The sequence below is a fragment of the Moorena sp. SIO3I6 genome, assembly GCF_010672095.1.
The window spans coordinates 1-25,422 of the sequence record NZ_JAAHHU010000094.1; the positions used below are offsets into that span (position 1 = coordinate 1).

A 25,422-nucleotide genomic window follows, 5' to 3' on the forward strand; every position below is an offset into this window, starting at 1 on the left:
TTCCCCCTCTCCCCATCTCCCCATCTCCCCATCTCCCCATCTCCCCACCTCCCCATCTCCCCATCTCCCCATCTCCCCATCTCCCCATCTCCCCACCCTCCCTCTAATTATGGGTATTCAACCTGACTTGATATTACTTCCTTTGCCATCCGTAAAAATTCTGAAATACAAAAAATTATTTATTGAAATTAGCGGGATTGCACCCATGAAAAAACAGTAATTTTTTCGATATTAATAGAAGTATTGGTAAATCCAATTATCAGTTAATTTCAAAAACTAGTTATAGCTCGGTAATCAGACGCTCATTACCAATTACTAATTACCAATTACTAATTACCAATTACTAATTACCAAAAGGGAGGATTTATTAGTTGCAGCCATAATCAGAATTGGCATAAAGATTCTTGCTGTAGCTCTTCAAGACGCTTTAGTAATGCACAATAATGATATTTTGGTCAAGGGAGTTTATGTTAAATTTTGTTACAAAAACTGTCATTCAGGCGTAAAATATGGAATTGAAGCCGAATAAATAGTTATAGGGTTAAAATCCCTGATTGGGCATTTTGCACCACCAACCTGACTTGACAATGGTCGTGAGTTCTCAGTGCTAAAGCCAATAAATCATCAATACACAAATTTGGTGAGTCTACACCCGGCTGGCAACATCTACTAGAGATTATGCGAATCCTAATATATTCTTACAACTATCATCCAGAGCCAATTGGGATTGCCCCATTGATGACTGAACTAGCAGAAGGGTTGGTCAAAAGAGGCCATGATGTTCGGGTCATTACTGCCATGCCCAACTATCCTCAACGTCAAATTTATGAGGGATATCGAGGGAAATTGTATCTTACCGAACACATCAACGGTGTGATTGTAGATCGCTGTTATGTGCGGATTCGCCCGAAACCCAATTTGATCGACCGATTATTGCTAGAGGCCAGCTTTGTTGCTAGCAGCTTCCTCAAGGCTCTGAGTTCTCCTCGCCCTGATATCATTATTTTAACTAGTCCACCACTGCTAGTTTCCCTACCAGCGGCGGTTTTGGGGTGGATACACCGAACGCCAGTAATTCTAAATCTCCAAGACATTTTGCCAGAAGCTGCTATTAAAGTAGGCTTACTGAGCAACCAAGCTCTAATCCGTGCATTAGAGGTTGTAGAAAGGTTTGCTTACCGCACAGTCACCAAAATCAGTGTTATTGCTGATGGCTTTGCCAATAACCTGCGCAGCAAGGGTGTGCCAAGCTCTAAAATTGTCAAGATTCCCAATTGGGTTGATGTTAATTTCATCCGTCCCTTACCAAAAGAAAACAACTCCTTTCGCACTGCCCATCACCTTAATGGTAAGTTCGTTATACTCTACTCCGGTAATATTGCCCTCACTCAAGGTTTAGAAACTCTGATTAAGGCAGCATCTAGGGTGCGTCACGTTCGAGATATTGTGATTGTGATCGTCGGAGAACAGAAAGCCTTAGGGCGACTAAAGCAGTGCTGTAAGACTTGGGAAGCCAATAATGTTAAGCTGATACCATTTCAACCTCGGGAAAAACTACCGGAAATGCTAGGAGCAGCGGATGTGGGCTTGGTCATACAAAAGCACAATGTAATTTCTTTCAATATGCCCTCCAAAATCCAAGTACTGCTAGCTAGTGGTCGCCCCATCCTAGCTTCTGTTCCTGCTAATGGTACCGCTGCCAGAGCTATCAAAAAAAGCGGCGGTGGCATTGTTGTTCCCCCAGAGGATCCAGAAACTCTAGCAGCAACAATCCTAGAGTTGTATAAGGATCCGGCAAGAGTTACATTACTGGGCAACAGAAGTAGACAACATGCTCTTCAATATTATTCCTTCGATCAAGCTCTCAACCGTTACGAAGAACTCTTTTCTGAGATTAACAATCAGCGGTTAATGGCAGCGGTTCAGAAGTCTTGATCAATCCTTTTTACTGATAAGGGAGCAGGGAGTAGGGAGTAGGGAGTAGGGAGCAGGCAAGAGGAACCCACCCCTAACCCCTCCCAGGAGGGGAAGGCAAGAGGCAAGAGGGAAAAAATCTTGTTTACCTTATGAGGTAAACAAGTTGTGGATGTTAGGGAATAAGGAATAGCGATGCAGTGCTACTCCCGACTCCCGACTCGGGAGTCGGGGTAACTATGTAGAATGCACCTCATAAGTATGGAAAAGGCTATATCATAGTTATCAATTGCTGGAAATTACGACTACAGATCAATTTCATCTAGCTATCTCCCCATCTCCTCATCTGCCCATCTCCCCACACTTGCTACACTTCCCAGACTTCCCACACTCCCCCCTCTCTTTCCCTATTCCCTGTTCCCTGTTCCCTAACATCCCCCGACGCAGTACCTAACCGAATTGAGAACTGCTATAAAAACTATGACTCGAAATGCGTTCGCGAAGCGTGGCCTACGGCCAATCGCACTCAATCCAACAATTCCTCCTCTGGAAAACGGTGACAGGCTGACTCAATCTGAGTTTGAGCGTCGCTATGATGCCATGGCCGTTGAAGGTTTAAGGTTTAAGGTTGAAGGTTTAAGGTTTAAGGTTTAAGGTTTAAGGTTTAAGGTTTAAGGTTTAAGGTTTAAGGTTTAAGGTTTAAGGTTTAAGGTTTAAGGTTTAAGGTTTAAGGTTATACCAATTCTTAGCACTCACAGGATTAAACATCAATTTCATCTGGCTATCTCCCCATTTCCCCACACTTCCCACACTTCCCCTGCTCCCGACTCCCGACTCCCGACTCCCGACTCCCGACTCCCGACTCCCGACTCCCGACTCCCGACTCCCGATTCCCGACTCCCGAGAAAGAGATACAATAAAATAATTTGCTTAAAAAACCATTGCGATGATGTACGATACGATCGTGGTTGGCTCTGGTAATGGAGCCTGTGGGTTTCTGAGCTACTACCTAGAAGCTGGTAATGACAGGTCTATCCGGGAGCGGGTGTTAGTGCTGGAGGAGGGGGATGATTTCTTTACTACCAGCGACATTACCCACCAGAACAACTGGACTAAGTCCTACGCAGAGGAAAAGGTATTCAAGCTGCACAATGCCCTGACCCCCAAGGGAATTCCGATTATATCGGGGCGGGCTTGCACTATGGGTGGTGGCGGCTCGATTAACTATACTATGATGCATGAGTCGTCGGAGTGGCTGGCGACACATATTGGTCAAACGGCAGCCTATTGGGACAGCTTGAAGGCAGAGTTGAATCAGAAGTTTGTTAGACCAAACCCAGCAACGGAACCGTCACCTGTGACTAAACAAGTACTCCAGGCGGCTGAGAAGGTTGGTTTTGTGGTGAGCACAGACGCTATGGAGAATATTCCTAATTTGGAGGTCACCGATACCGCCCTGTTGCACCTTTTTCCAACCCAGTTCAACTCATTTGGGCAGCGAACCCACAGCGGAGTATCGATTGTCGATTGGTTTGGCCAGGGGGTGGAGATCAAGACTAGGTGTAGGGTTGAGAGACTTGAGTTTTCTAAGGAGCAAGGGCAAAAACCACGGTGTGTGGCAGTACATGTTAAGTACCTGGACACGGGGATGACGGAGCGCTTGTCTCTGGATAGGGATGGTGGAAAGGTGATTATGTGCGCAGGGGGTGCCACGCCACGGCTGCTCTGGTCTCACCGCGAGGAATTGGGAAACGATCAGATCGGGCAGCATGTGAATGACCATATTGTCCTGCCCCTGGGGATCTACCTCGTGGACAAGAGCATCGATGTCACCCCTCGGGATGTGTACATCCCTGTGTTTGCGACAACAGTATGGCAACCAGAACCAGAACAACCGGGACAGGAAACGGTTTGCTGCTTCGATTTCTTTTCCGGTAATTTTGAGAGGCTGTGGTTTATGATTGCCCACCTTTATCTGGCGTTCCTATTACCAAACTGGCTGAAGAAGTTCGTGATCAGGTTACCTTGGTTGTTTAATATCATCAAGAACGTGATTAGGGTGTTTCTTCAGGGAGTCAATTTCATCATTAACCTGTTGTGGGGACTTTATAACTTAGTTCAAGGCAAACCATGGCATGATGACCCAAGCTTGATTACTGCCGCGATTAAGTTTAATGCTGCTAAAGAGGGTTGCTATTCAAGGGAGGACTCTCGGATTGAATTAGATTTCTTTGGAGAAGAGGAACAATCCCATTTCAATCAGGATAAAGTGGTAGCTAACAGTGAGATTGCCAAGCACATGGCACTGTTGAACGGTTTGGGAGAACAGCCACATTGGTTAGTTAAGTGGTTTTTGCGACTGGTAACTAAGATGCCCTACGAAGAGAACCAGATTGAGGAGTATGTTGATGTTTACAGTCGCAGGTTTTTACTGTCGGAGCAGCACTTGTCGGGGGGATGCCTATTCGGTAAGGCGATTGATAAAGGACTCGACAATGCAATAGATACTGGTAAAGTATACGGGTCAGCTAATGTCTATGTGGCTGACCTTTCTTCTGTGCCCTTGCCCCGGATTAGTACGCAGATGACAGCTTATCTGGTTGGTTTCCATGTGGCGAAGAGGTTATGTGTGGGGAATGGGGAATAGGGAATAGGGAACAGGGAATCGGGAATCGGGAATCGGGAATCGGGAATCGGGAATCGGGAATCGGTAATTAAATATCTGATCGATATGATATAATCCCAGAAATTGGCCGCGAGCTAATTGCTAAACAAGAAAAGACCTATGGATCAGTTGTAGGTATCAACGGATATCTATAACACTATTTTGCTAAGTAGCTCCATAGTTGGCATCACTTCAGAGGATTCCAGCTTATATCTTATTGTCTATAAAAATTGCTAATAATCCTGGGTAGCCAAGTCATTGTTTCCTTTAAATCAATAATTAATAATGAATAATTCTCAATTTATAGATATGCTAATTAAAGTTCTTAATGCAGCAATAGAACAAGTTAAAGAAGTAAGGTATGCTCTTGGGGTTGCTGGCATTGCTGCTGCTGCTGCGCTAATCGGAATTTTCTTTAAAGGGAATTTAGTCACCGCTTTTATAGCGATTGGTGTACTATTTATATTTATGGTTATTTTGGTGATATTTGAAGCATTGCCCAAGCTAGTCGAGGGTCCGATTAAAATACCTGCTATAATTCTTAGCTGGTTTGTATTAATACTTTTCATTGCCACATCTATCGCCTTCTTATCGGCTGTATTTGTCGGCAAACCAAAACATATTTGTGAAATAGTTCTTCAAACAAAATCTCCCTCTGTAAATTCTTCTAATAAAATAGAACAAAGCGTAAGAGATAATTATGATGAAATGAAATATATATGGGGTTTATATAGAGGGATTAATGACAATTATGAATATGCTGAAAGGGTAAAAATAAGAGGTAATTTAGTTGGTGATAAAGCTGAAAAAATACTAGATAAAAATTTGAAAAAATTAGATAATGGCTACAAATTAATATTGGCTAAATATTACACTGCCTGTTTAAGCTATTCTATGGCTTCATCTGCATACGGTCCAACGCTAAATAATATAGAGATTATAGAATAACTCAAAAAAATTGCTCGTCAAGCTGATCCTATGTGCCAAAAACCGTTTATTTTTTTGGAACAAAATAAAGGAGAAATATCTGTTGAAGCATCAAAAGGTAACCAATCAGCTTCAAAAGCTATAGATTGGTTTTATAAAAATGAAAAATATGAAGCAACTAAATATTATCATGCTATCAGCTTAGCGGTAAGACATAATTACAATGATGAGGTAACCAAGGAGCAAGTAATACAATTGTTTAAATCAATATCAAGGGAATATAGAGACAAAAATCCACCAACGCTTAACCGATTCTTAGAAAAAATAATACCCTCATAATAAGAGGACCTAATTATGTAGCATTTATCAGACTGATAAAGTACATTCAATTTTATTCCCCCCTTATTGCAGTCAGGGATGTTTGAGCCTAACTGTTTCGGTTCCCTAAACCTCCCGAGTTGCAAAAGTTTCGCGCCTGTTTTTCTAAAATTATTTGGGGATGACAACACGGTTAAAAAGGAGACAGGGTGTGGGATCTCGAGAAAATAGAAGGTAATTCAGAGTTACGTCAGCAAAAACCTTCCGTCCCCAACCTGATTCAACCGTCCCTTCTTGATTTAGCATGGTCTTGGGGAAAACTATCTTTGGCAGCGTTGCATGGCTACCAACGTGACATAGCAGTTACCTCATTCCCTACACCAATCACCCCACACCTAGTAAGGCTAATCATGCTACTTTTCATCCCGTCAGACAGCATTTACAAATAGGTCGTGAACAATCTTGCTGATTTTACAGAAAATCAAAAACTCCTTGGATCTATTTCCTACTATGACCTGTGCCCTGTTCTATGTTCGCTCTTTCCATCAATATTCTGTTTACATCTAAAATAAAAAGGCTAAATATTCAACACAACATTGAAATTATGATATGATTGAAATACAGAACATTGTAGGCTCCTTAGGGTCTAGTTAGATTAAAGCCAATAAATTGATTGGCTGGCAATATCATGGAAAGAATAAGAATTATAACCTCCCTAGCTGGTTTAGTAGTAGCTTTTAACCCAATCACTAGTGATGTTTCTGCTCAGGATTGTAATTCTATTGCGTCATTTGCTGATCGGGATCAAAAAATTAATTTTCAGAATCTAGAAACTGAAAATCGAATTTCCAAATTTAATCAAAAAATAGCAGCCCGTAGTGATAATGACTCAGAAGAAACCATGAAGCAAGGTCCAGATCCAGGAGATTTGGATATGAAAGGTCTAGATCCAGGAGATTTGTAGCCATCACGTCTTTTTTAGAGCTATGGTAGTCAATGATCTGCTCCTATCCTATATCGACAGATACATAATCTAGATCAATAAATTTGAATTACCTAGGATTGGGGCGTTGCTTAATCATGGAATGATGTGAATACTTTTCTGGAATGGGCATCTTGCCCATTCCTAGTATTTTAGGGCAGGCAGGATGTCCACACTACTCATATTCATTCCTTCATTCAGCAATGCCAGGATTGGAGCCACCAATTCAAGACTCCCATCACCTAGTAACTATTCCATATTTTTCTAAATAGATAAAAATCGACAGTAAACAGTAAACCCTCAATCCTCAACAAACTCCGGAATCACTGGTGGCAACATTTCAGATACAGTGAATAAACAATCTGAAAACTGTAACGGTAAAATTGTCTGATTATCTGCTATAATTACCTGACTTTGATACCCTTGATCAGTCGGTTTTCGAAAAACATGCAATTGACGATTACTTAAATCAATCACCCAATAGTCAGCAATTTTTGCCTCTGCATAATGGTTAGCTTTCAGTTCACAATCCCTCTTCAAGGTAGTATCAGCAACTTCAATAATTAAATAAATTTCTGATGGTGTCGGATGATGGTCTAGGTATCGCAGTTCATCTGGCATAACTACGGCTAGATCTGGTTCTGGTTCAGAGTAATTACTTAATTGAATTGGTAATTGTGTTTGAACTAACCCTTGCTCTCTTAAACGATTATCCAACAATCGGCGAGTGAGCCGAATCGCAGTAGCATGGGGAGTTCCCTGGGGACTCATTTGTCTAATTATCTGTCCTGCAATTAATTCAACTGGTTCATCCGGCTGCAAAATTCCCACCTTAGCCATCCGGTGGTATTCCTCAACCGTCCACAGGCGCAATAATGTTAAAGGGGTTTGAGTTGTATCCATGGTTGGGAAAAAGGGAAAAGGGAAAGAGTGGGGAGATAGGGAGATGGGGAGATGGGGAGATGGGGAGATGGGGAGATTTTTATGGCTGTTTCTGAATTATAGCACTACCCATTGCGGAATATATGTAAGATACAGCGGTTTTTAGCCTAATGAGGTACACATAATTTTTGCCCTGTTCCCTCTTCTTTCTTCCCTATTCCCTGTTCCCTGTTCCCTGTTCCCTGTTCCCTAAAACCATAAACTTTGTACCTCACCAAATTGAAACCCGCTATACAAGCTATTATGAATATTCAGGCTTTTATTTGGATTTATTCTATCAAATTCTCAATATTATCAGTTTTTTTACAACAACTTTACCAAAAAACGTGAGATGATATAATCAATAAAAAAAAACAAAAAGCAGGAGCAAGCAATGAGTAATAGTGACTTGTATGATCAGGACTTCGTTATGTGGACTGAGACAACTTGCCAGCAACTCAAAACAAGAAACTTTGATGAGTTGGACATAGAGAATTTAATTGAGGAGATAACATCCTTGGGACGATTCGGCTTTCGCCGACGCTACGCGAACCGATAGACGAGAGCTTCAGAGCAGACTTAAAGTTTTGATGGAACACTTGCTTAAAAGGCAGTATGTGGATTCAGAAGATGATTATCGAAGCTGGGAAAATACCATCGAAGAGCAGAGAGAACAGATTAATATTCTGTTGTCTGAATCTCCTAGCCTCAAGCCTTATCTTGAATCAGTCTTTTCCGATTGCTACAGATATCCACTGAAGAAGGTTACCAGGAATTATCCATCTGTTAGTTTCCCCCAGAATTGTCCTTTCACGTCTGATATTTTAGATCAAGATTGACCTATTCTAACTCCCGACTCCCGACTCCCGACTCCCGACTTCCTACTCCCTGAACTATAACCTATTACCACACTCCATGCTCGTTCTAAATCTAGCAAAAAAATGCTTAATTTGTCTGCTTCGGATTGCCACACCGCGAAATAATTAGCCATACCAAGGAGATAGGTTTGACTGTAAGAGTCTGGCAATTTCCGAATTGTTGATAAAGGCAAATCAATCATAGTGGGTAGCCGATCAACCGGTATGGCGCAGGCGTCTCCCCCGGGAGTTTGAACGATGATCAAAAATTCCCCAACATTGGATAAATCAATAGGGAATTGTCTAACAGCAGCGGTTTCCCCTAAACCTTGACCTAGGGCTACCTTAGCTTTACTAGGTTTGACCAGTATTGGTTTTAAAGGGAGCAGGGGAAAGGTTCGATTGTCTAGATGAATTAATCTGTTATCCCTGGTACTCTCCCTAATGTTGCTGGAAAAATCCCTAACTTTCAAAACCACTTTCATTGGTAAGGCTAACCAATACTTAGCGATTTTAAATACAATAATTTGGACTTTTTTCATTTTATTACTCCCTGCTTTGTAAGCTATCAGCTATCAGTTATCAGTTATCAGCTATCAGCTTTTGAATAAGCGATGCAGAGGTGCGACCCGTGGCGAATTTAATTCGCCTACGGAAAACGCACCATTACGGTCTTGGGGTTTTCCCCCGGAGACGAAACCTGATTACGTTGAGCCTTTATGGTTGGTAGGCTATGCAGATGCATGGTTAAAACTTATTGATTAAGGCGAGCCTGTCTTACGGTAACTTCAAACCACTCGCTATTGCATCAAGACAACAGGTAAACATTGGTTTAATCTGAGTGAAGTCACAGCGTCGAAGCCTGTGCCACAAAGCTGACAGCTGGGCGTTGCTTAATAATGGAATGATTTTAAGGGTAGGTGCGTGCCTCCAAGGCCGCGAGCAATCCCTCGCGCCCTTGGGTCGCACCTGTAGAATGGGCATCTTGCGTGGAATGGGCATCTTGCCGTGGAATGGGCATCTTGCCGTGGAATGGGCATCTTGCCGTGGAATGGGCATCTTGCCGTGGAATGGGCATCTTGCCGTGGAATGGGCATCTTGCCGTGGAATGGGCATCTTGCCGTGGAATGGGCATCTTGCCGTGGAATGGGCATCTTGCCGTGGAATGGGCATCTTGCCCGTTTCATTTTCGGGCGGGCAGGATGCCCGCTCTACTCCGATTCATTTTTTGATTCAGCAACGCTGACGGCTGACCACTGACCACTGACGGCTGACCACTGATCACTGACGGCTGACGGCTGACTGCTGACCGCTGACGGCTTTATTAATTGTTGCTAAAATCTCTTCCTCTAAATACGGTTTAGTTAAATAAGCCATAGCTCCAAGTTCGGTAGCAAGTTGTTTGTATTTTTCTTGACTACGGGAGGTGAGCATAATAATAGGAATATCAGTTAAAGCTGGGTCTTGATGACTAAGACTCAAAAACTCAATACCGTTTAACCGTGGCATTTCTAAATCGCAGATTATCAGATCAACACCATCACTTTTGCGCAATAATTCTATCGCCTCTAAACCATCTTTAGCTTGCAGCACCTGGTTACCATTTCGTTCCAGAATTAGGCTTAAATTTTGTCGCTCAGTAATGGAATCATCGACAACTAAAAAGGTTTTATAAAGGTTACCCGGTTGTTCGCCTTTGGCGTTCGAGTAGGGTAAGTTGGCAGGTTGAAGGTTATTAGGTTGAAGGTTATCAGGTTGTTCGCCTTTGGCGTTCGAGTAGGGTAGGTTATCAGGTTGTCTATGATTAGGTTGAAGCTTGTCTGGAAAACCTTGGCCTTTCGGCCACGCTTTCGGCAAAGCCGTTCGCGTAGCGTGGCCTTCGGCCTCCGCTGCGCGAACGCGAACAACGTTCAACCTGCTAACTTTCAACTCTTCAGAACCTTCAACCTTCAACCTGCTAACCTTCAACTCTTCAGAACCTTCAACCTTCAACCTGCTAACTTTCAACTCTTCAGAACCTTCAACCTTCAACCTGCTAACCTTCAACTCTTCAGAACCTTCAACCTTCAACCTGCTAACCTTCAACTCTTCAGAACCTTCAACCTTCAACCTCCCAACCTTCAACTCTTCAGAACCTTCAACCTTCAACCTCCCAACCTTCAACAATGATCGCTGAGATTGATGAAGCTGCTGTACATACTTAAGTAACCCTGTACCGTCAATTACCAGAATCAAACGACCATCGGCCAAAATACTGCAACCATAAACATAGGGAGGATATGCGATCGCATTAGACAGCTGCTTGATCACGAGTTCTTGCTCTTCGAGTACTTGTTCCACTTCTAGTCCCACCCATCCTTCACCAGTATTCATCAATAGGATCGGATTAATCTCTTGAGGTTTAGTCAGCAAGGGATTCCAAGCTGGTACTGTCGATCCCTGTTGGGATGAGTATTCCAGTAAGGATAAGAGTTGGTAAACGGGGGTGCTATACTCATTCCCCCTGTGATGCCAATTCAGGATTTTTTGATCACTCACCATCTGGATTTGCTCAGATGCTGGCAACAGTATCTGTTCAATCTCATTAGCCACAAACCCATACACTCTCTCATTAGCTTGAACCACTAGCACCCTGGCATTCCTGAGAGCCTCTTGGATCTGCAAGCAAAAGGTCGTGCCAAGACCCGGCTGGAAGCGAACCTTTACCCGACCGTTAATCCGTTGCAGTTGGGAGCGCACCACATCTAGGCCAATACCTCGTCCAGAAAGCTCGTTGATTTGAGAAACAGTGGAAAATCCTGGCTGACACAGTAAGTCTAATAGCTGATTTGGCTCCGGTGATTCGCCCAGGGCTTCCAAGTGCTCAACACTCAGCAGTTTGGTTTCCACGGCACGATGATAAATCTTTTCCAAGTCCAGTCCCTGACCATCATCTGTGACTTCAATGATGGTGCGATTTCCTTGATAGAAAGCACGAATTTCAATCTTACCGATAGCAGGTTTACCCCTTTCTTGGCGAACCTCCGAGGATTCAATACCATGGTCGAAACCATTGCGGACTAGATGCAGTAAAGCATCATAGAGATGATTAGCAATGGTTTTATCAACTAGGACATTAGTCACACTGAGGGTTAATTTCGCTGACTTGTGATGGACATTAGACAACTGCTGCACCATGGAGGGAAAGGATTTAAGCAGATGTTCCAGAGGTATAGTCCGAACAGATTGAAGAGTATCCCTGAGCTGAGTTGATAAACGCTGTTCTCGTTCCACACTAGCAGCAGCCGTAGTGGCTAACAGGCTCAGGTCTTCTGTAGCTTGAGTCAGTTGTAGGGTTTCTTCCCAAGCGGAATCCCACAGCTTGGAAATTTGCTGATTAGAGGAATGCTTCTTGAGCTGAGTGCGCAGTTGAGTCAGGGTTTGGCGATGTTGCTTGAGCCAATTGGAAAGTTTTTCAACTACCCCTTGACAGTTTTCATCCTGCCATCCTAACTGGTTTTGGTTAATTAGTAGTTCCCCAACTAGGTGAGATAGGTGTTTCAGACTTTCTAAATCAACCCGCACTGTGGCCGATGTCTTGATCGAGCCATCTGCTAATAAAGGCACACCAGCCTCTGCAGACTCCCGATCGGGAGGAGATATTGATATTTGGTTTAATTCTTTTGCTGATTCAGGGTTAACTGCTAACTCCGACTCTTGCTTAGGGTCAGTCTGAGCTTGGTTAAGATTGTCTGTTGCTACGGTTTCTGAAGATTCATCCAGAAAGATAGTATCTGGAAATATACTATCTGGAAGTATACTATCTGGCTCAAGATATTCCTCTTCAGGAAACACTTGATTCGCTTGCTCTTGTGCAAGATAAATATTACCAAAAGTTTCCTCAAGTAATTCATCGATAGGTGGTGAAGGTTTAGGGTTAGCAGGTTGAAGGTTAGTTTGGGTTGAAGGTTGTTCGCGTAGCGTGGCCTTTTGGCCAAGGTTAGTTTGGGTTGAAGGTTGAAGGTTCTTGTTGGTTGAAGGTTGAAGGTTCTTGTTGGTTGAAGGTTGAAGGTTCTTGTTGGTTGAAGGTTGTAGGTTCTTGTTGGTTGAAGGTTGTAGGTTATTGTTGGTTGAAGGTTGTAGGTTATTGTTGGTTGAAGGTTGTTCGCGTAGCGTGGCCGAAAGGCCAAGGTTATTGTTGGTTGAAGGTTCAAGGTTAGTGTTGGTTGTTCGCGTAGCGTGGCCTTTTGGCCAAGGTTTTGAACCTTCAACGTTCCAACCTTCAACGTTCCAACCTTCAACGTTCCAACCTTCAACGTTCCAACCTTGGCCTTTTGGCCACGCTTCGCGAACAACCTGTAACTCTTCTTGTGACCCAGCTAATTGTTGAAGGGCGAGGCTGGGGTTTCCTCCACGAGTGCGATCGCCTGCTAAGACAGCGGTATGAGCTTCCTGGAAATTCGTTAAAGCAATCTTGGCAATTTCCATCACCTGTTCAGGGTTAGCGTCAAGGGCTTTGAGGGTATGTTCGGCAATTGCTTTAAACCCTGGTAAGTTCAAGGATTCCCCCAACCCTACAAATATTTCACCTTGTTCTCGCAAGGTCTCAGCAATCTCTATCAACGTAGCCTTGTCATGATCAGGGGTTGGAGGTTCAAGGTTAGCAGGTTGAAGGTTAGTTTGGGTTGAAGGTTGTTCGCGTAGCGTGGCCTTTTGGCCAAGGTTAGTGTTGGTTGAAGGTTGAAGGTTAGTGTTGGTTGAAGGTTGAAGGTTAGTGTTGGTTGAAGGTTGAAGGTTAGTGTTGGTTGAAGGTTGAAGGTTAGTGTTGGTTGAAGGTTGAAGGTTGTCTGGAAAACTTTCAACATCCAACCTGCCAACCTGTAACCCTTGAGAACTTTCAACCTTGGCCAAAAGGCCACGCTTCGCGAACAACCTACCAACCTGTAACCCTTCAGAACTTTCAACCTTGGCCAAAAGGCCACGCTTCGCGAACAACCTACCAACCTTCAACAAGGAAGCTAGGTGATCAATGCGTTGCTTGACTCCTAGTTCAAAGATAGATTGGACAATATCAAACCCAAGTTCTGCTGATGTAGGTAGAGAAGCTTGATAGTCAAAACAATTTCCTAATTTAGCTTGCAGTTTAGCAAACACCCCTGCAGCTCGGTTGATAATCTCAGTATTCTTGTTCAACTCCCCGGTCATTTCAGCGGTCAGTGCCATCCTGAGGCACTGATATCCCTCAAACATTAGTGTTTCTAGCTCTGTATCAATGGTTGCCTCAGGGGCTAACATTGCCCGGAAGACATCTTCGAGATAATGTGCTACACTCTTTATGGTGTCTTGCTGGACATTAGCAGCTGCGCCTTTCAGGGTATGAGTCGCTCGCATTAAGTCATAAAGTTGGTTTTTTGGCTTGTCCGGTGTCAAAGCCAGCAAGTCTTGTTCAATAACTTGCAGCAAGTCCTGGGCTTCCCCAAGAAAATATTGATAGGTTTCTGGATCAATAGTTGACATTTTTTTAGGGAGTAGGGAGTAGGGAGTAGGGAGTAGGGAGTAGGGAGTAGGGAGTAGGGAGTAGGGAGTAGGGAGTAGAAACTTGACTGTACCTGATAAGTATAATCAACGCTATATAATTCAAGGGAATAATAATCCCTAAAACCAATCTCAAAGCGCCAGTTGCTCCCCAACCTCCCCGCGCCCGGGCCCCACACTACTCGCGCCCAGGTTCCACACTCCCCACCCACAGCGCTATAACTAGTTCACGGTAAACTGCTCAACAGCTGCCTGTAGGTTTTTGATGGTGGTGAGGGATTCCTTGAAGGACTCCCAAAGCTCGGTAGAGTCTTCAGAAGTATTGGTGGATATGGCGGCAACTTCTTTCATGGTTTGGGTGACGGATTGTGATTGTTCCAGTTGGGCGAGGGTTGCCTGGGTAATGTCTGCAACTAACTGGCTAATCTCAGCAGTAGCTGATGCGATCGCATTTAGATTGCCCTTGCTTTCTTCTACCAGTTCTGTGCCAGTATTAACCTGAGCGATCGCGACTTCGGTCACTTTAATCACTTCTCGGGTCTGAGTGCGGATTTCAGCAACTAAATTAGAAATTTCCGTAGTTGCCTTGGCCGACTGTCGAGCTAAGGAGCGCACCTCATCAGCTACTACCGCAAAACCTTTACCATACTCCCCAGCCCTGGTGGCTTCGAGAGCAGCATTGAGGGAGAGTAGCTGGGTTTGGGTCGCAAAATCACTAATCAAATTTAAGACCCGGTCAACATTTTGAGAGTATTGACTTAACTGTCTAATTTGATGGCTGGCTTCCTCCACACTATCCCGAATTCCTAGAATTCCCTCCACCGTGCGGTTCATAGCTGTTTCCCCCGATGCTACTTTTTGGTTTGCCTCTTGCACAGCTCGGTCGATGGATTGGGCACTAGTAGTTACCGCTTGGGTAGAGTTAACCATGCTCTGGATTTGATCCATCGCTTGGGTCAACTCCTGACACTGATGCTGGGCTTCTTCAGAAAGTTTAGTAATTGCTGCTTCACTCTCTGTAGCCGTTTCAGCGACTTTCACAGAAGCTGAGAGTACCTGGATTACAATTTGCCGTAAACTCTGAATGGTGTTATTGTAGGCATCTGCAATAGTTCCCAGTTCATCATTGGTAATCGGAGCTCTAACGGTCAAGTCACCGTCTAGAGAAGGTCGGACAGCTGTGAGCAAATCAATAGCACGTTGTTGGAATAATTCCCTAGCCTCCTTTTCCCGTGATGCTAATTCTGCTAATTGTTGGGATTGCGATCGCAATTGTTCCAAATACTCCGCTCGCTGCAACGGTATACTCATCTGAGCCGCAATCTGAACCATCCAATTAATCTCTTCCGTTTGCCAATCCCTAGCTTCAGAATTTTGATAAGCAGCCAGTAAACCCCACAGTGTATCCCCTTGGAAAATCGGCACAATAGTATAGGCTCTGGCCTGATATCGCTCTAGCTGCTCGATATAACAACTTGAAAAATCCCCTTTATAGATATCACTAACCACCCAGAAGGGTTTCTCTTCCCTAGAGAGATTGCCTTGGATGCTTTGCAGATAGGTATCTCGGATGGTTGGGGCTTGCTGGCTAAACTGCTCAGGGGTATTTCCAGCCACCGTTTTCACGATACATTCACTAATATTTTTGTTGATGAGGGGATTATTAGTCTGTTCCTGGATTAGGGAAGTCCAGCCACTAGCCACAGACTCAGCCACAAAGGAGCCACTCCAATCAGAATTGAAGCGATATATTGTAACACGGTCAACCCCTAAGAGTTGACGAACTTCGTTGGTGGTAACATTAAAAATAGTGCGCAGGTCTTGGGATTGTTGAATTTTATCCGTGACCTTATTCAGTACTCGTTCTCGTTCTGCTCCTTGACGTAATTCCTCAGACTTTAACCGCTGTGCCTCCAGTAGCTGAGCTTGTTGCAATGCTACTTCTAACTCAGCTGCAATCTCCAGCATCCAGCTAACTTCTGACTCCCGCCATTGCCTGATATCAGAGTTTTGATAGGTAGCCAATAATCCCCAGAGTTTTTCATTCTGGTAAATAGCTACAATCACATAAGCTCTGGCTTGATAACTTTCTATAACTTCCAGATAACAAGGGGTGAACTCCTGATTGTAGATATCTTCCACCACCCGGTAGGTTTCCCCCCTACTATAGGCACCCCCCTGGGTTTCTTGAAGATAAGTATCGACCTGGTTAATTATTGGTTCAGTGGCCAATTCTTGGATGCTGCATTCGCTGATATCAGCCCTTAGGTGTGGGCTATTAGTCTGGCTCTGAAGCAGAGAAATCCAGCCTCCAGCCACTGACTCTGCTACAAATTCACCACTCCAATCGGGATTAAAGCGATAGATAACTGCTCGGTCAGTTTTGAGCAGTTGTCGCACTTCTTGAGTTGTGGTCTGGAAAATAGTCAAGATATCCAGAGAACGGCGAATTTTGTTAATGACTTTCGCCACAGTTGCCTCCCGTGCCTGCTGCTGTTGCAACTGAGTGCGTAACTCGTCGGTAGCTAGGTGAAGGGATAGTTCTGTGGCAATAGTCCGAAAGCAATTAATCTGTTGTGGAGTCCAGGATGGAACCGACCTGTCTTGGTTTGTCTTTACCTGGCATCGCTGAAGGACCAACAAACCCCAAGCTTTACCCGATACGGGCAAGCAAAAGCTGAGACTGGATTGAACTTGAAATTTATCCAGCAGCTGGAGTTGGTAGGGAGTGACCGAATCATTGCTGACCTGATCGATAATTACCCTTGACTGCTGCAAATACTCTGTGGACAAGTCAGCCCCAAAAGCAGTAGCATCTAGGTTTTCCCCGACCGCAGGAGTCCACCCCCGTTCTACTGCTTCTGCCAAAACTATTCCGGTGCGAGAAGAATTGAAGCGATAAATTAACACCCGCTCGGCTTGGCTGAGATGTTGCACCCCATTGACTGTATTGTTCAGTAAGGTTTCCCAGTTCCCAGCTTGATTCATTAATTTGCTAACCTCTAACAATTTTTCATGCTGGGCTTGGAACTGTTGTTGGAGTGCCTCTTCGTAGCTAAGCTTCAATTGCTGAATTTCCAGATTTACCCCTGCTGTAAACTGCTCAACCTCCTGACCAAAGGATTCAAATTGCTCCAAACTTTTTTTCAGCTCTAGTTTATCTACCCTTCGGCGTTGGTCTAGATCAGTTTTTAGCCTGTCTAGGCTAGCGTTAAATCCCTCTAGGTTGGGGCTAGGAGAGTTAAAAAAATGTGGAGTATTCTCCTTGAGTAGATTTTGATTTTCTAAGAGCAGTTCTGAATCTTTATCATCCCATTGTGCTTCTGACATCTGCCTAGAGTCGTAAATTTGACTTATACTTAAGGAAGCATGAAGTATGAAATATGAATTATGAAGTATGAAGTGTCAACTGTCAAGTCTCAAGTATGAAGTATGAACCTTCAAGTGGTCAGTGGGCGCTGGGCCGTGGGCAATGGTCACTGGGAAATCTGAATCTGATGTAGAAAGTTGAACTATTGGTAGTTGATGACGTGTTGATTGAGACTCCCCGAGCTTATAGCCGTGGGAGTAAATCTTCCACTAGACGAGTCATTTGCTTAGAAGCGCTAGCGATCGCGGCTAGCTTGTCTACATCCGCTGGATCTATCCTCTCTAGATACATCTGCATCACCTCAACGGAAGTCTTAATGGCTGTCAAGGGCGATCGCAACTCATGGGAAGCATCAGCGGTAAACTGTTTGAGCTGTTGAAAACTTTTTTCAATCGGTTTCAGGGACTGACGGATTAGCAATATTGCGCCGAAGCCAGTAAGTCCGAGAGCTACAAAGCCTCCTAAACTTAATCCCATGGGTAGACGAACAAGTTCTGCATCTAAGGCTTCTGTCGATTTACTAACGCGAATATAGCCAGTAAGTTCTTGATTTCCAGTCTCAGTAGAAGGTTTAAAAACTGGTAAGGTGAGAGTGCGAACTATACCTTCAACAACAATATGAGGGGAATCGAGATTTTCGGGTATTGTCCCACTGGGGAAAAGATTGCCTTGTTTAACCAAGAGCTGACCTTTTTCATCGAACCATTCCACACCTGGATCAAGGATTGGCAGATTATTATCTGTCGATGGTTTTTCACTTAGATTGAATAAGTCCGTAGGTAAGTCTTCATCGTCAGGATCTTCTTTCTACTCGTTGTCGTCTAAGGGTTATCCCATCTAGCAAGGGTGCGCATCAAATCCAGAATAATTAAGTGATAGGTGAAAGCTAAGGCTAAGTCCAACCCTTCTTGCCCGTCTTGAGCAATTTCAACTGCATAGCATTGGCTAGCGAGGGCTTCTGCTAAAGCTTTAGCAATGCGCAGATCGTCTTCTACGAGCAAAATCTTCATCAATTGCGATCGCATCGAGGCTGGGCACTAACTTCCGCTTCGAGGCTGGGCACTAACTTAATATACTTGATCTATATAGAGCTTTTGATAGTAATGAGGTACATCTGCTGTCAGGGATTCATAAAGTTGACTACTTAGTGCTGAATGCTGAGTGCTGAATGCTGAGTGCTGAATGCTTACAGAATTGCTATAGATCTCCTGCTGCTTGGACAATTCGTTGGGCATCTAAGACAATACTACTGACTTCGGGAAGATAGGCTTTGACAAATTCCCCAAATCTGAGGGGCAATAATCGATCAGGGGGTTGTAAGTTTTGCCAATGGTGCTGTTCTATTTCTTCCACTTGTGAAACCACCAGTCCCAGAAGTTTGCTGTTGAGTTGAAGTACAATCACCATGATTTTTGTCCTGGAGATGTCTTTGGGTTGCCAAACAGCCGGAAATCCTAGGATATAGTTTAGATCTAACAACCACAGCATTTCACCACGCCAGTTGTAAATCCCAATCACACTATCTGCAGTATGGGGAATTGGCAAAATTTCAGCAACCGACACATTCAGAATTGCTTGGATGTAGTTTACCTCTAACAAAGCCCCATTGCCAGACCCTACCTGGAAGCGCAAAAATTTCTCCTGGGGGGGAAGTTGGCCATCAACACTGACCTTAACGGGGGTAGCCAGAGGTAATTGAGCTTGATTCCCCTGGAAATGATGTTCATTGTTCTGCCAGGAGACAGGATAATGAGCTTGATTAGTTCTCACTGTTGAGCCTGACTCTACCCAAGTAGATAAGTCTAGCACCACCGGAATGCTTTCTACTTTAATTTGTTTGCGCCATGCTGGTTGTTTCTCAGTTAGGCTACGCCCCAAAATTTTGACGGTATCAATTGAGTTTGGTTTTAGCTTGCTGATGGTGTAGTAGATAAATCTTACCACAGCTCCTGGTTTTGGAGCGGGGTCTGCTTCGAGTAAAACCAATAAACAGCTATCGTGAAGTTTAACTTTAGCTATAATACCTTCGTGCTGAAGTTTGTGATTCAGTATGGCAGCGATGACGTTCGGGTTTCCCTGTTTAGCTAATTGTAAAATTTTGCTGGTCTTGGAAATCTGCTCTTTGCTCATCACACCAACTTACTATTCAATTTATGATAAATACAATTCCAAGGTATTTAATCGCTTGATTTGTAATAATTGTTAATTTTGGTTAGAGTGACTGCTCACGTTTTTAGAATTGCGTGAATTTATGGGCCAGTCAATAACCCCACCCTAAGAGGATGGGGCTTGGTAGACAACCAACTACCGTGATTGACGCTTACCATTGAGCCGAATCCTGGTAAGAACTTCCAGATGCTTCCCCAGTCTGGATCTCTTTAAAACTGTGTTGTCAGTTGCTGCTTTGGGCAGGACATCTTGAATTCGGTGGTCAAGGGGACAGGGTAACCTAAATACTTTTCTCGTGAGGTTTATCACCATGTTACGAGTTCCAGTAATTTCACCTGATGGCAAACCATTAATGCCGACAAAAGCTTCTCGCGCTCGCCGCTGGCTGCTATGCGGTCTTGCCGTTGTTTATCCAAACGATCTAAATGTTTTTGCTGTTCAGCTAGTTAATCAACCATCTGGAAATCAAACCCAGGATATTGCCATTGGTATTGACCCCGGAAAGATGTTTTCTGGTATGGCTGTTCAGTCAAGTAAAATCACTCTTTGGACAGGACATCTGATCTTGCCTTACAAGAAAGTTCGAGAACGCATGGATACTCGGCGAATGATGCGTTCGCGTAGCGTCGGCTTCGCCGAAAAAACTCGTAGAAGTCGTCGAATAGATCGCAAGGTTGCTTACTCACAAAGGTCTCATCGGCAAAAACGATTCTCAAACCGTAGAGTAAAAAGGGTTCCCCCTTCAATTAGGGCAAACCGTCAACTAGAAAATCGGGTAACAAAAGAGCTTTGTTTTTTGTATCCAGTAAATGTCATCGTCTATGAAGTGGTCAAGGCAAGAGGGAGCAAAGGGTTTTCTCCTGTGATGATAGGCCAGTATTGGGCAATCTCTCAGTTGGAGCAAATAGCCCCAGTAATTCAAAAACAAGGCTGGGAGACCGCTTTAAAAAGAGAGGCATTAGGACTAATAAAAGACAAAACTGACAAAAGTCAGCAAACAGTTAATACCCATGCAGTAGATGGAATAGCCCTAGCTGCTACTCATTTTTTTCGACGGAAAAATTATTATCACCGCAACGGAAAACTGAGTGTTCCAAAAAACTGTGATGTAACTAATGCTGTGTTTTCAGTCATTAGACGTGCCCCCATAAGTCGTCGCCAGTTGCATCTATTGCAGTTTTCTAAGGGTGGGAAACGACGTAAATACGGTGGGACAACCACTAGCCATGGTTTTCGCAAAGGAGACTATGTTGAGGCGGTTAAGGCTGGGATAACAAGCACGAGGTTGGGTGAGCGGTGAGACAGTAAGGCAAGTTTCTGTTAGCGATGTTAACTGGAAAAGAATTGGACAATTTACTGCCCGAAAAGTCCGACTTCTAAAACGTTCAACGGGATTAATTGTAAACCACTAATTGGAGGCGCGGCTTTCCTCCCCACTAAAAGAGAAGGATGGGGTATCCAGCCGCGAAGATTTGATGAAAACCAGGGTTGAATCTACCTCTAATAGCTTGAGTGCTAAGCTAGTACGCTACGGTCAGGAAAAATTTACTGGCCGACTGGATCTGAAGGTGTCAACTGCTCAGCAATGGAGCTTCTACTTGAGCTATGGCCGTTTGGTATGGGCATCTGGCAGTGTTCATCCCACTAGGCGTTGGTGTCGGCAGATACTCTACCATTGTCCTGAGGTTAATCCTAATCGGATTGCCCTGAAAAAGATAGAGCCAGAGTCCTGTTGGGACTACCACTTGATGGTGCTGTTAGCACGGAAACGAATGATTAACCCCCAACAGACGGTGGTTGTAATTAAAGGCACTGTAGCAGAAATATTGTTTGATATCTTCCAGAGCCTAACCTTAGTTTCTCGGGAGAAAACCCTAATTCAACCCAGTAATGATTCTGTGTCGTCAAACACCATTGAAACTACGGTCAAGAAGCCTGACAATTTCTTGCTCAATGCCCAGTTGGGAGTACGTCCCTCTATCCAGGGGATTTTGCCACAAACGTGGATGTTAGAGGTAGAACCAACTATCAAGCAAGTTCAACAGGTCTGGCAGCAGTGGTCAGAAATGGGTTTGGAGGATGTTTCTCCTGACTTAGCACCGGTGCTGTTGCAAAAGTCGGCTTTGCAACAGCAAACCTCAGTGGCCACCTACAAAAATTTGGTAACCCTCATCAACGGTAAGCGCACTCTTCGAGATATAGCAGCCCTGATCAAACGAGATCTGTTACTGCTGACGCGATCGCTAAATCCTTATATTCAGAAACAACTGATTGAACTAGTAGAAGTGCCTGATTTGATAGCTCCTTTCTTTGTAGATATCCCCGCCAAGGCAGACATTAGTACCCAAAACTCCCAAACCCAAAAATCCCACAAGAAGTCTGATCAGCCATTAATAGTCTGTATTGATGACCACCCCCAAACCTGTAAAATTATGAAGGACGTGATTCAATCAGCAGGTTATCGATTTTTAGGAATCCAAGACTCTATCAAAGCTCTACCGTTGCTACTCAAACATAAGCCAGATTTAATATTCTTGGATTTGGTGATGCCGATTGTTAATGGCTACGAAATGTGCGCCCAGATCCGCCGGGTGTCAATGTTTGCCAATACACCAGTGATTATTCTGACTGCTAAAGATGGTATTGTGGACCGGGTACGAGCCAGAATCGTTGGGGCGACTGATTTCCTGACCAAACCCATCGACAATCAGAAAGTAGTGGCAAAGGTGCGCAAGTATCATACAACCTCGCCCAGCAAGACCGATCCAGTTTAAAAAGGCAAGACTCCGGAAGTGAAGCAAGAGTCTAGAGGTAGGGGGAATCAAAAATTGTCCTAGGTCAACGGTTAACACTCAACGGTTAACACTCAACAAACAATAACTATTGAATCAGCTCCTCTAGGGTACACAGCAGTTCTTCTGGATTCACTGGTTTAGCTAAGTAGGCATCAGCCCCCAGCATCTTTCCCCAAATTTTGTCCACCTCAGTACCTTTGGTGGAGCAAATCACCACAGGAATCTGGCTAGTGTGAGGATTAACTTTCAGGGCTCGACAAAACTCAAAACCACTTTGACCAGGCAAAATTACATCTAAAACTACTAAATCTGGCCTATGGTGAGATAATTTTTCCCGAGCCTCCTCAACACTAGCCACGCCAGTAACCCCCAAACCCGCTTGTTGCAAACAGCGAGTTAGGTACTGTCTTTCTGTTACGCTATCTTCTACCACCAAAACAGTTTTCATAGATTAAAGTATAGCACCTTATACAGAAAATTTGTTAATGGCAAGGGCAAAATTACTGATTTTCTCAGCATTTTTATATAGCGCTAGTGTTATTTGGTTCAGGGTGAACTCAGCTCTTCCACCCAAAGGTATAGCGCTACGCGCAAGTCCGCAAGTCCGCAAGTAAGCTATGACTAAGTTTCGGAGTTTAGGAATGTCAAACACCTTAATGCGTAGTGCTATATTATCTAAAATCCGGTTGAATAACCATACTTCCTGGTGACCAGAGCAAAGGAGGGAGTAGGGAAAACGGAAATAGGGAATCGGAAAAGGATAATAGGGAATAGAAGAGTAAATTAAGCAATTTTTAAAGGTCAGCAATCAAAGATTTGAAAGAATTTAAAATTTGGTTAAAAGTGTATATATAGCAGCCAATTGTGAGTTGACTAAAATATAGTTGGTATTTGAAATGTAAAATTGTATGTATGTTTTTTTATGTCCAATAAAACTCCTGATATCTTTACCCTTTTGCCTCTTGCATTTTTCGGCAATAAGTGTGTTTAAAACCGAGATATAAATGCTATATATAGCGTTTATTATAGCTATGAGGTACACAGGATTTTTTACCTCTTGCCTCTTGCCTCTTCTCTCTTCCCTGCTCCCTGCTCCGAACGCGCCCCGCGTGGCCTACGGCCTCAGTCCCTGCTCCCTAACACCCAGAATTTTGTACCTCATGACTATGATAAGTGCTATATTATGAATCTTGACTTCTGAATCGAGACTATTAAATCGGAGTATAGTTGATTCTTTATGGTCTGTAAAGCTAGTATCCTAAATATTATTAGAGACTTAACAGTAGAGAGTTGACAGTATAAAAAATTCACAATATTATCACAAACTCAGCCTAAGCTTGAGAAGCCTGAGTCAAGAAGGCTTCTTGGGCTGTTTACATAGCAGTAACACACAGGAGAGTTTTTTCAGTCAACCGGCTCGGATTCCAAAAATCGGATTCATAAAATGATCAGCTAGGGCTGATAAGTACATAGAGAGTTCAAAACAGTACTAGTCATGATCCTAACTAGTCATGATCCTAAACCACCATTACCCATTTCCCCACTGGTCAATGACCCAAAGCCAGCCTCTGAGTTATCTAGGCTTGGTACAACAACTGCGGGTCAGCAATCGAGAGGATTAACAATGGTGGTTAATGTATCAGGGCGCATCCAGCTTATCAGCAGTCATACCAGCGACTGGGAGTTTAATTGGTTAGTTAAAAGTCAGTTAAAATTCACCCATGTAGACTCTCGTATCCTGGTTTGTGATCGCTGCATTGGTGTTGCTCAACTATGGCAGCCAAAGGCAGGGCAGCTGGGGAAAAAGACTCCTGTGGATGAAATCCTAAGAAACCTAATTGAAGAAGTATCCCGCTACCCAGACCCAAGTCCTGAGCGGCAGAAAGCCTTGAATCGTCTCCTGAGCGTTGTTCAAAATCTACCTGGCATTTACAAATCTTCCCACGTAGACTCTCTAGAGGCGTTAAATCGAACCTGGGAATGGGTCACTCGCAATCTGTACCAGTTTGAGCCAAGTTCAACCTCCGTTGAAAAAAGCTTAGTGACCTGGATCAACGGATATTTACGCTGGCGCATCCGAGATTTATATATCTCAGATAGTAGATATCCAGGGATTAGCACTAATCAACCGATCGGTAACAGTGAGGGAGATTCAAGGACTCTAGAAGACCGGTTGCCAGACCCTAGACCTTCCTTGAGTAGACTGGATGATTACATTGAAGAAATCCAGACAGCTGAACGCCAGCGTCTAAGTAAAGCCATTCTCGAAGAAATTAAAAACGATCCAGATCGGAAATTAATCGGTTGTCATCCCCGCAAATATCCCAAATGTAATTGTCAGTTATTAGCAATGCGGTTGCTAGTACAAGAACCACCCCAGAGAATTGCTGACATTGCTAGAGAATTTAACGCTAACCAACAAACTCTCTACTCTCACTGGAAGAAAAAATGCCTGCCAAGGCTGCAAGACATCGGTAAAACGTTTGGATATCAACCATGACTATTACAGAATCAACTAATATTAAAGTTTCTATTAGCCCATACGCTCATAGTTATGCAGCACAGTTTGCTGCTGAACAAACCACCCCTCGGAAGGGAAAACACGTCTATTTAAATACTTTAGCAGTTTATGCTGTTAACAACTATCTTAAATGGCTCGAGATTCCCAGTAATCTTGCTCAAAGTGATTGTTGGAATCCCGGTTTAAGAGCATTGTTTGATGTAGCTGATCTGGTTTTGCCCAACATTGGTAAATTGGAATGTCGTCCAGTGTTACCAGGTGAGTCAGCCTTGAACGTGCCACTAGAAGTGACCGAAGACCGGATTGGCTATGTGGCAGTGCAGTTCAGTGAGCAATTAGACCAGGTAGAGTTATTGGGATTTGCTCCGTATCATGCGATCGCTAAATCCCTAGACCCTTTACCCCTAGAACAGCTTGAATCTCTCGATACACTAATTGACAAGATTGATTGGATTAAGAAATCGGTGAG

Annotated in this window: 27 protein-coding genes; 16 read left to right on the forward strand and 11 right to left on the reverse strand. The window is 43.8% G+C overall.

Features of this window, described 5'->3' with window-relative positions:
- Positions 1-678: 678 nt before the first annotated feature.
- The 3 genes from F6K49_RS23375 to F6K49_RS23385 all read left to right on the forward strand — a co-directional run bounded on the left by F6K49_RS23375 (position 679) and on the right by F6K49_RS23385 (position 2,568).
- Positions 679-1,935, forward strand: a complete 1,257-nt coding sequence (locus F6K49_RS23375) for a glycosyltransferase family 4 protein (RefSeq protein ID WP_293039556.1) — start codon at positions 679-681, stop codon at positions 1,933-1,935.
- A 268-nt stretch (positions 1,936-2,203) separates the two neighbouring features.
- Positions 2,204-2,368: a hypothetical protein gene (locus F6K49_RS23380; RefSeq protein WP_293039553.1), complete on the forward strand. Its 165-nt coding sequence runs from the start codon at positions 2,204-2,206 to the stop codon at positions 2,366-2,368.
- 26 nt (positions 2,369-2,394) lie between these two features.
- Positions 2,395-2,568 (forward strand): hypothetical protein, encoded by a 174-nt coding sequence (locus F6K49_RS23385; protein WP_293100528.1) that lies wholly within the window; start codon positions 2,395-2,397, stop codon positions 2,566-2,568.
- A 119-nt stretch (positions 2,569-2,687) separates the two neighbouring features.
- On the opposite strand, the gene F6K49_RS23390 is transcribed toward F6K49_RS23385, so the two are convergent.
- Complete coding sequence (locus F6K49_RS23390) at positions 2,688-2,831, reverse strand: hypothetical protein (protein ID WP_293100531.1); 144 nt, start codon at positions 2,829-2,831, stop codon at positions 2,688-2,690.
- 29 nt (positions 2,832-2,860) lie between these two features.
- Between F6K49_RS23390 and F6K49_RS23395 the strand changes: the two genes are divergently transcribed.
- The 5 genes from F6K49_RS23395 to F6K49_RS23415 all read left to right on the forward strand — a co-directional run bounded on the left by F6K49_RS23395 (position 2,861) and on the right by F6K49_RS23415 (position 6,788).
- Positions 2,861-4,561, forward strand: a complete 1,701-nt coding sequence (locus F6K49_RS23395) for a GMC family oxidoreductase N-terminal domain-containing protein (protein ID WP_293100534.1) — start codon at positions 2,861-2,863, stop codon at positions 4,559-4,561.
- Positions 4,562-4,864: 303 nt separating this feature from the next.
- Positions 4,865-5,527, forward strand: coding sequence for a hypothetical protein (locus F6K49_RS23400; RefSeq protein WP_293100538.1), 663 nt, complete (start codon positions 4,865-4,867; stop codon positions 5,525-5,527).
- Between the two features lie 54 nt (positions 5,528-5,581).
- Positions 5,582-5,845 carry a hypothetical protein gene (locus F6K49_RS23405; protein WP_293100541.1) on the forward strand — a complete coding sequence of 88 codons (264 nt, stop codon included), beginning with the start codon at positions 5,582-5,584 and terminating at the stop codon, positions 5,843-5,845.
- A gap of 188 nt (positions 5,846-6,033) precedes the next feature.
- Complete coding sequence (locus F6K49_RS23410) at positions 6,034-6,273, forward strand: hypothetical protein (protein WP_293100544.1); 240 nt, start codon at positions 6,034-6,036, stop codon at positions 6,271-6,273.
- Positions 6,274-6,512: 239 nt separating this feature from the next.
- A complete protein-coding gene (locus tag F6K49_RS23415; RefSeq protein ID WP_293029255.1) occupies positions 6,513-6,788 on the forward strand; it encodes a hypothetical protein in 276 nt (91 codons plus the stop codon).
- A 318-nt stretch (positions 6,789-7,106) separates the two neighbouring features.
- Here the strand turns inward: F6K49_RS23415 and F6K49_RS23420 are convergent, their stop codons facing one another.
- Positions 7,107-7,709, reverse strand: a complete 603-nt coding sequence (locus F6K49_RS23420) for a Uma2 family endonuclease (protein WP_293029260.1) — start codon at positions 7,707-7,709, stop codon at positions 7,107-7,109.
- A 412-nt stretch (positions 7,710-8,121) separates the two neighbouring features.
- Between F6K49_RS23420 and F6K49_RS23425 the strand changes: the two genes are divergently transcribed.
- Positions 8,122-8,286 carry a DUF29 family protein gene (locus F6K49_RS23425; RefSeq protein ID WP_293035832.1) on the forward strand — a complete coding sequence of 55 codons (165 nt, stop codon included), beginning with the start codon at positions 8,122-8,124 and terminating at the stop codon, positions 8,284-8,286.
- 31 nt (positions 8,287-8,317) lie between these two features.
- The gene (locus F6K49_RS23430; RefSeq protein ID WP_293100547.1) at positions 8,318-8,566 is read left to right on the forward strand and encodes a DUF29 domain-containing protein; all 249 of its coding nucleotides are present in this window, start codon (positions 8,318-8,320) and stop codon (positions 8,564-8,566) included.
- Here F6K49_RS23430 and F6K49_RS23435 read toward each other — a convergent pair.
- Positions 8,557-9,126, reverse strand: a complete 570-nt coding sequence (locus F6K49_RS23435) for a chemotaxis protein CheW (protein WP_293100550.1) — start codon at positions 9,124-9,126, stop codon at positions 8,557-8,559. The two genes, F6K49_RS23430 and F6K49_RS23435, sit on opposite strands and share 10 nt — an antisense overlap.
- Positions 9,127-9,542: 416 nt before the next feature.
- On the opposite strand from F6K49_RS23435, the gene F6K49_RS23440 reads away from it, so the two are divergent.
- Positions 9,543-9,830, forward strand: a complete 288-nt coding sequence (locus F6K49_RS23440; protein ID WP_293100553.1) for a hypothetical protein — start codon at positions 9,543-9,545, stop codon at positions 9,828-9,830.
- A gap of 35 nt (positions 9,831-9,865) precedes the next feature.
- Here F6K49_RS23440 and F6K49_RS23445 read toward each other — a convergent pair whose 3' ends face one another.
- From F6K49_RS23445 to F6K49_RS23470, 6 genes are all read right to left on the reverse strand, one after another.
- On the reverse strand, positions 9,866-14,080 hold the full coding sequence (locus F6K49_RS23445) for a response regulator (protein WP_293100556.1): 4,215 nt from the start codon (positions 14,078-14,080) through the stop codon (positions 9,866-9,868).
- A gap of 4 nt (positions 14,081-14,084) precedes the next feature.
- On the reverse strand, positions 14,085-14,234 hold the full coding sequence (locus tag F6K49_RS23450) for a hypothetical protein (protein WP_293035846.1): 150 nt from the start codon (positions 14,232-14,234) through the stop codon (positions 14,085-14,087).
- An 86-nt stretch (positions 14,235-14,320) separates the two neighbouring features.
- Positions 14,321-17,428: a GAF domain-containing protein gene (locus tag F6K49_RS23455; RefSeq protein WP_293100559.1), complete on the reverse strand. Its 3,108-nt coding sequence runs from the start codon at positions 17,426-17,428 to the stop codon at positions 14,321-14,323.
- A 223-nt stretch (positions 17,429-17,651) separates the two neighbouring features.
- On the reverse strand, positions 17,652-18,179 hold the full coding sequence (locus F6K49_RS23460) for a histidine kinase dimerization/phospho-acceptor domain-containing protein (protein WP_293100562.1): 528 nt from the start codon (positions 18,177-18,179) through the stop codon (positions 17,652-17,654).
- Positions 18,180-18,289: 110 nt separating this feature from the next.
- Complete coding sequence (locus tag F6K49_RS23465; RefSeq protein WP_293027447.1) at positions 18,290-18,478, reverse strand: hypothetical protein; 189 nt, start codon at positions 18,476-18,478, stop codon at positions 18,290-18,292.
- Positions 18,479-18,665: 187 nt separating this feature from the next.
- On the reverse strand, positions 18,666-19,598 hold the full coding sequence (locus F6K49_RS23470) for a chemotaxis protein CheW (RefSeq protein WP_293100565.1): 933 nt from the start codon (positions 19,596-19,598) through the stop codon (positions 18,666-18,668).
- Positions 19,599-19,947: 349 nt separating this feature from the next.
- Here F6K49_RS23470 and F6K49_RS23475 point away from each other — a divergent pair, with 349 nt between their 5' ends.
- Together F6K49_RS23475 and F6K49_RS23480 are read left to right on the forward strand one after the other, a co-directional pair.
- Positions 19,948-20,937 carry an RRXRR domain-containing protein gene (locus F6K49_RS23475; protein ID WP_365940374.1) on the forward strand — a complete coding sequence of 330 codons (990 nt, stop codon included), beginning with the start codon at positions 19,948-19,950 and terminating at the stop codon, positions 20,935-20,937.
- A 175-nt stretch (positions 20,938-21,112) separates the two neighbouring features.
- Positions 21,113-22,411 (forward strand): response regulator, encoded by a 1,299-nt coding sequence (locus F6K49_RS23480; protein ID WP_293100568.1) that lies wholly within the window; start codon positions 21,113-21,115, stop codon positions 22,409-22,411.
- A 106-nt stretch (positions 22,412-22,517) separates the two neighbouring features.
- On the opposite strand, the gene F6K49_RS23485 is transcribed toward F6K49_RS23480, so the two are convergent.
- Positions 22,518-22,880 carry a response regulator gene (locus F6K49_RS23485; RefSeq protein ID WP_293027438.1) on the reverse strand — a complete coding sequence of 121 codons (363 nt, stop codon included), beginning with the start codon at positions 22,878-22,880 and terminating at the stop codon, positions 22,518-22,520.
- 18 nt (positions 22,881-22,898) lie between these two features.
- A complete protein-coding gene (locus F6K49_RS23490) occupies positions 22,899-23,240 on the reverse strand; it encodes a hypothetical protein (RefSeq protein ID WP_293100571.1) in 342 nt (113 codons plus the stop codon).
- 223 nt (positions 23,241-23,463) lie between these two features.
- Between F6K49_RS23490 and F6K49_RS23495 the strand changes: the two genes are divergently transcribed.
- The 3 genes from F6K49_RS23495 to F6K49_RS23505 form a co-directional block, all read left to right on the forward strand.
- Positions 23,464-23,619: a hypothetical protein gene (locus F6K49_RS23495; RefSeq protein WP_293100574.1), complete on the forward strand. Its 156-nt coding sequence runs from the start codon at positions 23,464-23,466 to the stop codon at positions 23,617-23,619.
- 308 nt (positions 23,620-23,927) lie between these two features.
- Positions 23,928-24,932 (forward strand): hypothetical protein, encoded by a 1,005-nt coding sequence (locus F6K49_RS23500; protein WP_293035857.1) that lies wholly within the window; start codon positions 23,928-23,930, stop codon positions 24,930-24,932.
- A partial coding sequence (locus F6K49_RS23505; protein ID WP_293100576.1) for a DUF1822 family protein occupies positions 24,929-25,422 on the forward strand: 494 nt, incomplete at its 3' end. The genes F6K49_RS23500 and F6K49_RS23505, both read left to right, overlap by 4 nt.

Excerpts from the sequence above, each read along its gene's own strand:
- F6K49_RS23455 (WP_293100559.1), bottom strand. The coding sequence starts at position 17,428 with ATGTCAGAAGCACAATGGGATGATAAAGATTCAGAACTGCTCTTAGAA.
- F6K49_RS23500 (WP_293035857.1), top strand. The coding sequence starts at position 23,928 with ATGATCCTAACTAGTCATGATCCTAAACCACCATTACCCATTTCCCCA.
- F6K49_RS23465 (WP_293027447.1), bottom strand. The coding sequence starts at position 18,478 with ATGAAGATTTTGCTCGTAGAAGACGATCTGCGCATTGCTAAAGCTTTA.
- F6K49_RS23480 (WP_293100568.1), top strand. The coding sequence starts at position 21,113 with ATGAAAACCAGGGTTGAATCTACCTCTAATAGCTTGAGTGCTAAGCTA.
- F6K49_RS23470 (WP_293100565.1), bottom strand. The coding sequence starts at position 19,598 with ATGAGCAAAGAGCAGATTTCCAAGACCAGCAAAATTTTACAATTAGCT.
- F6K49_RS23445 (WP_293100556.1), bottom strand. The coding sequence starts at position 14,080 with ATGTCAACTATTGATCCAGAAACCTATCAATATTTTCTTGGGGAAGCC.
- F6K49_RS23395 (WP_293100534.1), top strand. The coding sequence starts at position 2,861 with ATGATGTACGATACGATCGTGGTTGGCTCTGGTAATGGAGCCTGTGGG.
- F6K49_RS23420 (WP_293029260.1), bottom strand. The coding sequence starts at position 7,709 with ATGGATACAACTCAAACCCCTTTAACATTATTGCGCCTGTGGACGGTT.
- F6K49_RS23425 (WP_293035832.1), top strand. The coding sequence starts at position 8,122 with ATGAGTAATAGTGACTTGTATGATCAGGACTTCGTTATGTGGACTGAG.
- F6K49_RS23475 (WP_365940374.1), top strand. The coding sequence starts at position 19,948 with ATGTTACGAGTTCCAGTAATTTCACCTGATGGCAAACCATTAATGCCG.
- F6K49_RS23385 (WP_293100528.1), top strand. The coding sequence starts at position 2,395 with ATGACTCGAAATGCGTTCGCGAAGCGTGGCCTACGGCCAATCGCACTC.
- F6K49_RS23375 (WP_293039556.1), top strand. The coding sequence starts at position 679 with ATGCGAATCCTAATATATTCTTACAACTATCATCCAGAGCCAATTGGG.
- F6K49_RS23430 (WP_293100547.1), top strand. The coding sequence starts at position 8,318 with ATGGAACACTTGCTTAAAAGGCAGTATGTGGATTCAGAAGATGATTAT.
- F6K49_RS23495 (WP_293100574.1), top strand. The coding sequence starts at position 23,464 with ATGAGGTACACAGGATTTTTTACCTCTTGCCTCTTGCCTCTTCTCTCT.
- F6K49_RS23435 (WP_293100550.1), bottom strand. The coding sequence starts at position 9,126 with ATGAAAAAAGTCCAAATTATTGTATTTAAAATCGCTAAGTATTGGTTA.
- F6K49_RS23400 (WP_293100538.1), top strand. The coding sequence starts at position 4,865 with ATGAATAATTCTCAATTTATAGATATGCTAATTAAAGTTCTTAATGCA.
- F6K49_RS23485 (WP_293027438.1), bottom strand. The coding sequence starts at position 22,880 with ATGAAAACTGTTTTGGTGGTAGAAGATAGCGTAACAGAAAGACAGTAC.
- F6K49_RS23415 (WP_293029255.1), top strand. The coding sequence starts at position 6,513 with ATGGAAAGAATAAGAATTATAACCTCCCTAGCTGGTTTAGTAGTAGCT.